Genomic DNA, 7,039 nt, shown 5'->3' with positions numbered 1-7,039 from the left:
ACTGAAGAGACGCACGCCGCAATCAGCGATATCGTCAACACCCGCGAGCAGAGTGCCCTCCACCGCGTTATGACCAATCAGGCCTTCTGGGTGGCCGCCGCACTCTTTGCTCTGGTGGTGTTCATGACCTGGTTGGAGCCGACCTTCGGCACAGCCGATAATCTGACGAATATCACACGCAACTTCGCGCCGCTTGCGATCATGAGTCTCGGCATGACCGTGGTCATCATCACCGGGGGCATCGATCTATCCGTCGGCTCGGTGATGGGTCTCGTTGCCATAGTCACCGGGTTGCTGCTGACCTGGCATCATTCCTGGTACGTTGCCTTCGCAGCAGGGCTGCTGGCGGGACTGGCGTGCGGAGCCTTCAACGGCTTCTTTGTTGCCTATATTGGCATGCCGTCCTTCGTCGTGACGCTCGGTATGTTGTCGATCGCGCGCTCGCTCGCCGTCGTGCTTTCCGGCAACCAGATGCTGTACCAGTTTGGTCCAGACGCGCCTATCGTCAGGGCAATCGGCCAGGCGAAATGGCCGCTGCATGCGCCAGCCGGTTGGGCGCCGCACTGGATGCCGGAGTTCTCCTCCCATTTTTGGGTGATGGTGATCCTTGCTCTCATTGTCGGCGGCCTATTCATTTTCACCGCGTGGGCGCGCCATCTCTATGCGATCGGCTCCAACGAGAGCGCCGCGCGCCTGACCGGCGTACCCGTCGACTGGATCAAGTTCGAGGCGTACGTGTTTTCGTCTTTCACGGCTTCGATCGCCTCGCTGCTGCTCCTCGGCTACAGCGGCTCGGCCATCAACGCGATGGGAACCGGCTACGAGCTTCGCGTCATCGCCGGTGCAGTCATCGGCGGCGCCAACCTGATGGGCGGCTACGGAACGGCATTTGGTGCCGTGATCGGCTCGGCCTTCCTCGAGGTGATCCGTAATGCGCTTTTGATGGCCGGCATCGACTCGAACTGGCAGGGTGCCTTCGTTGGCATGTTCATCGTCATTGCCGTGCTTCTTGGCATGCAGACGAGCGGAACGTCGCTTGTTGCTACGATCCGCGGGTGGGTTGCCTGGAAGCGGGGTTAGGAGTCCGACGACAGCACTGTCAGAGAAGGGGACAAAACACATGGAGGAGACACGTGCATAAACATGTATTGATGGCCGCCGTAGCGCTTTCAGCGCTGACGGGAGGACAGGCCTGCGCGCAGCAGAAGTTCACTTTTGCGCTCGTTCCCAAGAATATGAATAATCCATTCTTCGACCAGGCGCGCGACGGATGCAAGAAGGCGGAAGCCGATTCCAAAGGGGCCTTCCAATGCATGTATATCGGCCCCGGCGAACATGGCGGTGGCGAGGAGCAGGTGCAGATCGTGCAGGACCTCGTCGCCAAGAAGGTCGACGGCATCGCCGTGTCACCATCCAACGCGGCGGCGATGGCAGTTGCGCTGCAGGCCGCAAAGAGTGCTGGCATTCCTGTGCTGACCTGGGATTCGGACCTGCTGCCCGAGAACAAGGATCTGCGCCTTGCCTATATCGGCACTCACAACTACGAGATTGGCGTCAACATCGCCAAGATCGTGCAGACCATCAAGCCGAAAGGCGGCACGATCTGCATCCAGTCCGGAGGCGCAGCCGCAGCCAACCACAACGAGCGCATGAAGGGTATCCGTGACACGCTGGCCGGCAAGGAGTCTGCCCAGTCGCCCGGGGAACGGCTGACCGGACAGAATGGCTGGAAGGAGATCGACGGTTGTCCGCTTTACACCAACGATGATTTCCCTCTGTCGGTACAGCAATTTCAGGACACCATGGCAAAGAACCCGAGCCTGGATGCGTTCACTCCGACGGGCGGCTTCCCGCAATTCGTGCCGGACGCGAACCGCGCTGCGGTCGCGCCCCTCAAGGACAAGATCGCCAAGAAGGAGCTGGCGTTGGTGGTTGCCGACACATTGCCGGTTCAGATCGACCAGATGAAGGAGGGGTTGTCGCTTGGCCAGGTCGGGCAGCGTCCGTTCGAAATGGGCTACAAGACCATGTTCGCACTGAGGGACGTCAAGGAAGGCAAGTCCCCTCCTCAGGATCCGACCTATACGGGCCTCGACGTTTGCACCTCGAAGAACGTCGACACCTGCATCGCGAAGTAGTCGTCCTTGATGGCAGCGGGCGAGGCGCGAGCCCGCTGCCTCTTCAGACGAAGAAGCCAACGCAGCCGCGAACGGCTGTGTCACTCGGCGAGTTTCGACATTTGATGATAGCGCTCGCCTCACCGTTCGACAGTGGACCGTCACGTTTGACAGCAGCGGATTGTAGTCGCCGGTGATCCCGGCAAATTGCGCGATGCCCGTTCCGGTGATGGTCCGTCGCGGGCTGTATGGATCTGGCCGATCGCCTTCTTCGAAGAAGATCGGCATGCTCACTGTCGCGATGTCGAGCGATCGCGCTTCTTGCGCGTTCTCAGGTCGAATACATCGGGCGAGGTGCGAGGATCGATCCCCGGAGGGAAGATCTGATGCTTCTGGATCTTCTGGGTGCCCGTCGTCGGCCGGCTTCGGACGAATTGGATCCAGCCCGGAGCCTTGAAGTAGGCGAGTTCCGCGAAGCAATGGTCGAACATCTGCTCAGCGGTAGACGCAGTTTCGGGGACGGAGTCGTGCAGGACGATGCAGGCGAACACTTCTTCTTCGCGGACGTCGTCGGGGACCGCAAGCACGGCCACCTGCTTCACCAGATGATGAGCCTGCAATACGGCCTCGACCTCGGCCGCGGCGATGTTCTCGCCGGATCTGCGGATGATGTTCTTCTTTCGGTCGACGAAATGGAGAGTTCCATCGGGCTCCTGACGAACCGTGTCCCCGGTATGAAACCAGCCGCTCCGCCATGCATGTGTGGTCGCCTGTTCGTCGGCAAGATAGTCCGAAAAGAAGTCGCGGCGCGGCGTCGCTTCCGAATGCCGTATGACCATTTCGCCGGGCAAGCCGGTTGCGACGTCCCTGTCCTGATCATCCAGACCCTGACCTGAGAGGTACGTTATGGGACTGCGCACAACCTCCATCGTCGATGTCATCAGGCGGAATGCGATCGCTCGTCCGGACCGCACCGCGTTCGTCTTTGGCGACCACAGGATTTCGTATGTCGATTATTTGCACCGCGTCGAGCGGCTTGCGGCAGCGCTCGCGGCGCTCGGCATCACTGCCGGTAACCGCATTGCAGTGCTGTCCGAGAACAATCCGGAATTCGTCGATCTGCTCGGAGCCGCGTCCTGGCTCGGCGCGATCCTGGTCCCGATCAACTGGCGGCTGAGCGCCGATGAGATCGCCTACATCGTCGGCGACGCCGCTCCAAAACTCGTCGTCGCCGATGCGTCGCATCATGAGATATTCAAGAGCGCGCGGCCGGAGTTTTCCGGCATATCGCACTGGATCGGAGCGGGTTTCGCCGCGCCGCCGTTCGTGTCGCTCGGCGATCGCCTGTCCGCCGGTACCGGCGCGCCGCCGCCTTGCGCGGACGATGGCGCCATCGTGATGGTTCACACGGCTGCCGTCAGCGGACGCCCGCGTGGCGCACTTGTATCGCAGGCCGGCCTTCTCGCCAATGCGATGCAGGCGATCCACGCCTGGTCGATCAGTGAGGAAGACGTCAGCTATGCGCCGCTGCCTCTGTTTCATATTGCGGGGATCAACCTGCTCTTGACCTGCCTCTGTGCCGGTGGGGCGAGCGTCGTCGTGCCGCGATTCGACGCACAGGATGCGGTGCGGCTGATGTCCGCTGAGCGAGTCACGCTCTTCGTTGAGTTCGCACCGATGCTTGATACGCTGCTGGATGCGGCCGGCGACGGAAAATCTCTGGCGAGCCTGCGGGTGGTGACCGGGCTCGATATGCCAGAGACGATTATACGGTTCGAGGCGGCCTGTCCCGCTGCGCGCTTCTTTGTCGGCTTCGGTCAGACCGAGACGTCGGGATATGTGACGATGGCGCCTTTCAAGGAGCGGCCAGGCTCCGCCGGCCGGCCGCTCCTCCTGACCTCGGTTGCCATCGTCGATGAGAGTGATCATCCCGCCCCTCACGGGGAAATCGGCGAAATCGTCGTGCGAGGGCCTGGCGTGTTCGAGGGGTATTGGAATTGCCCGGACGATACCGCGGCAACCTTCCGTAACGGTTGGCATCATACTGGAGACAACGGCATCCTCGATGCCGACGGCTATCTCTGGTACAAGGGGCGCAACGCCGCCAAGGAGCTGATCAAGCCCGGCGGCGAGAATGTCTATCCCGCAGAGGTGGAGGCCGCACTGAAGGCCCACGCTGCGGTCACCGACGCCATCGTCTTCGGCGTTCCCGACAAGGACTGGGGCGAAGCCATCAAGGCGGTCTGTGTCTTGCGCGCCGGGGCCGTTGTCACCGCCGACGATATCTCCGCGTTCGTGGCAAGCCGTATTGCGCGCTACAAGCGGCCGAAGCACCTGGTGCTGGCCCAGGATCTGCCGCGCCTGAATGACGGCCGTATCGATCGGGCCAAGACGCGAACGCTGCTCTCCTGAGGAGAAGTGTGCATGGTATTCGTACACGGAATCGGCGCATGATCGCCGGTACTCGCCACCCCATTTTTGGCCGCGGAATCCCTCGGCACGCGCTTGAATGGTTGCGAGCCCGAAGGACCATTCGTCAGCGGATCAAGGTGATGCCGGTCGGGGAGTGGGATCCGGCCACGGAGACGGGCCTGCGCTCTCGGTCTCCGCCGTTTCCAGCAAGATCACGCGTGGCACCGGTTTGAGGCCCGCCGAAATGCTCTTCGCCAGCTCCGCTGCGCTGGTCTTGATGGCAGGTTGGAGGAAATCATCCAGTCTCTGAAGGTTGGGGGCTGCATCTTGCCGCCCGAGCTCTTTCGCAACCGTGTAGTAAGCGTAGGCCTTGGTGTAGTCTCGCGCGGTTCCGGCACCTTCGTGGTAGGCACGGGCAAGCCAATAATGGCAATAGGCATTTCTGTAGAGCGCGCAAAGCTGGAGTAGTTCGAACGAGCGCTTGGTGTCGAACCACGGGGCCTCCCGCGCATATCTGTGGACATAGGCGAGCTCCCCGAGAGCGAAGACCGAGTGCCCTTGGCGAAAGGACCGCTCGAACCACTTGATCGATTCCGGCAAATCGTCGCTTTCTCGATAGCCATACCGGTCTCTGAACCACCGCGCCAGCGTGAGCTGTGCCCCTTCAAACCCGGCATCCGCCGCGCGTCGCAAATAGTCGATCGTCTTCGCGGTGTCGCGGGTAAGTCCGCCCCGCCCGGTATTGATGCAATAGGCAAGTTGCGCCATGGCGATGAGTTCGCCACTGTCCGCCGCCTTGCGCAGGAGATCGACCGCCTTGACGGTATCGTACGTGCCGCCAAATTCGCCGCTGACATATCCGGCAGCAGCAAGTCGCATCGCATACGGCTCGCCAGCCGCCAGCCCGTCATCGATCAGCTTCCGTCCCGCCGTCTCATCCTTCGGCAAGCCGCCTGCGCCCGCGAAGAGGATGCGCCCGAGCACGCTGCCGGCCTGACGATGTCCCCCGGCAGCCGCCTCGCGCAGCAATATCTCCGCGTCGCGCGTTTGGTCGGTCGAATTGGGTACCAGCAGAGCGAGTGCCGTGACGAACTGAACGTTCGGGTCGGTTGCGGTCGCCGATTTCAGGATATCGATCGCCTTCGCCCAATCAAAGCGATAATAGGCGCCGAGCGCTGCCGTGAGTTTCGGCTGGTCGTCTGCGGCAGAATTTCGAAAGGTCGACCGGTCGACGATGACCGTGATCTGATTGGCGATGGTCGGTCTGCCGACCTCATCGTCCCAGACAAACACGGCGCGCCGGGTTGCTGTGCAGCCCGGGGTCGACGCGTTGGTGCAATCGGCAGGCTTTGCCCAATTGCCCACCGAAACTGCCGCTTCGGGACCGAGACCCACGAGAAGCCAGGTCGCGAGGAGGATTGCTGTCACCTGCGGCCAGACAAACCACGCGCGACGGTACCAGGGATCGTACTGCCAGAAGGCGATATGCAGGGCCGCCGTTCGGCCGATCGCTGTCATCGGGTTTGTCCGTTCCAGTTCCAGCCCGGGGGCCGATTGCTTCGTTTACGGCTATGCCACGTCCTGCTTGACCAGCTCAACGGCGAGGAACTTGAGCGCATCGGCGATGGGAATGAAGAAATTGATGCTTGTGCCCAACTTCTGAGCCGAACTGGCAATTCCGGAAACACTGATGGCAACGACATTGCCGAACCGGTCCACCATAGCTCCTCCGCTACTGCCGCCATGGATGGCGGCATCGCTTTGTATGAGCTTGAGATCGTCCACCGTGCGATATGCGCTGACGATACCCTTGCTGATGGTCGTCGAATACGCTTCACTGAACGGCGTTCCGACCGCATACACTTCGGCGGCGACATCAGGCGGTTCGAGCTGCAGCGGCAGGGCCTCCATGGCCGATTCGTTCACCTTGACCAGGGCGACATCTCGCGCCTTGTGCGACCGCAACACCTCACCAGGCATCTGACGGCCGGTTGTCAGCTTGATCGTCACGAATTTGTTGTCTTCCACCACGTGGTGGTTGGTCAGGAGATATCCGTCCCTGGAGATGAAAAAGCCGCTCCCGTGGCCATCTTCAGTCTGGATGGTGACAACCGCGGCCTGCACAGCGGACGCCCCCTCCGACAGCGAGGTGACCGAGCGAGGGAGCGCCGGAATCCTGACGAGGGTATCGCTGATCTTCTCCGGCACCATCTCGCGATATCCGGAAATCCGGATGGCCGCGTCGATATCCGCCATGGCGAGCTGACGCACGTCTCCTGAAGGGTCATGCGCAATGCGCGTGGCCTGGGCCTCGCGCGCGCGTTCGAGCAGCGTTCGCATCTCGCGCGCTTGGCCCCAGGATTTGTTGCGCATGCCCACCCTGATCCACGGACCGAGGCTGGATCCGAGATCATCCGGCAAAACGAAGTTTTGTTGTTTTGCCATCACCCGCAGGATGGCGGCGAGCTCGTCCGCGGTATAGGGCGGAAATTCGATCGTCTTGGTAAAGC

At 61.7% G+C, this 7,039-nt stretch carries 6 protein-coding genes; 3 read left to right on the top strand and 3 right to left on the bottom strand.

Annotation, left to right across the window (positions count from 1 at the left end):
- Nucleotides 1–1,080, top strand: a 1,080-nt coding sequence (locus JOY90_RS07315; RefSeq protein WP_291690477.1) for an ABC transporter permease, incomplete at its 5' end; no start/stop codon positions are given.
- Nucleotides 1,056–2,138 (top strand): substrate-binding domain-containing protein, encoded by a 1,083-nt coding sequence (locus tag JOY90_RS07310; RefSeq protein WP_291690476.1) that lies wholly within the window; start codon nucleotides 1,056–1,058, stop codon nucleotides 2,136–2,138. The genes JOY90_RS07315 and JOY90_RS07310, both read left to right, overlap by 25 nt.
- A gap of 269 nt (nucleotides 2,139–2,407) precedes the next feature.
- On the opposite strand, the gene JOY90_RS07305 is transcribed toward JOY90_RS07310, so the two are convergent.
- Nucleotides 2,408–3,046 (bottom strand): AMP-binding protein, encoded by a 639-nt coding sequence (locus JOY90_RS07305; RefSeq protein WP_291690475.1) that lies wholly within the window; start codon nucleotides 3,044–3,046, stop codon nucleotides 2,408–2,410.
- On the opposite strand from JOY90_RS07305, the gene JOY90_RS07300 reads away from it, so the two are divergent.
- Entirely contained in the window at nucleotides 3,024–4,529 is a 1,506-nt protein-coding gene (locus JOY90_RS07300) for an AMP-binding protein (RefSeq protein WP_291690474.1), read from the top strand. The two genes, JOY90_RS07305 and JOY90_RS07300, sit on opposite strands and share 23 nt — an antisense overlap.
- 132 nt (nucleotides 4,530–4,661) lie before the next feature.
- Here the strand turns inward: JOY90_RS07300 and JOY90_RS07295 are convergent, their stop codons facing one another.
- Both JOY90_RS07295 and JOY90_RS07290 read right to left on the bottom strand, forming a co-directional pair.
- Nucleotides 4,662–6,047 carry a tetratricopeptide repeat protein gene (locus JOY90_RS07295; RefSeq protein WP_291690473.1) on the bottom strand — a complete coding sequence of 462 codons (1,386 nt, stop codon included), beginning with the start codon at nucleotides 6,045–6,047 and terminating at the stop codon, nucleotides 4,662–4,664.
- A gap of 51 nt (nucleotides 6,048–6,098) precedes the next feature.
- A partial coding sequence (locus JOY90_RS07290) for a trypsin-like peptidase domain-containing protein (RefSeq protein ID WP_291690472.1) occupies nucleotides 6,099–7,039 on the bottom strand: 941 nt, incomplete at its 5' end.

The sequence above is a fragment of the Bradyrhizobium sp. genome (assembly GCF_019242285.1).
GTDB lineage: Bacteria > Pseudomonadota > Alphaproteobacteria > Rhizobiales > Xanthobacteraceae > Bradyrhizobium.
Note: the sequence above shows the minus strand (reverse complement) of the source record. Positions and strands in the feature narration are given on the sequence as shown.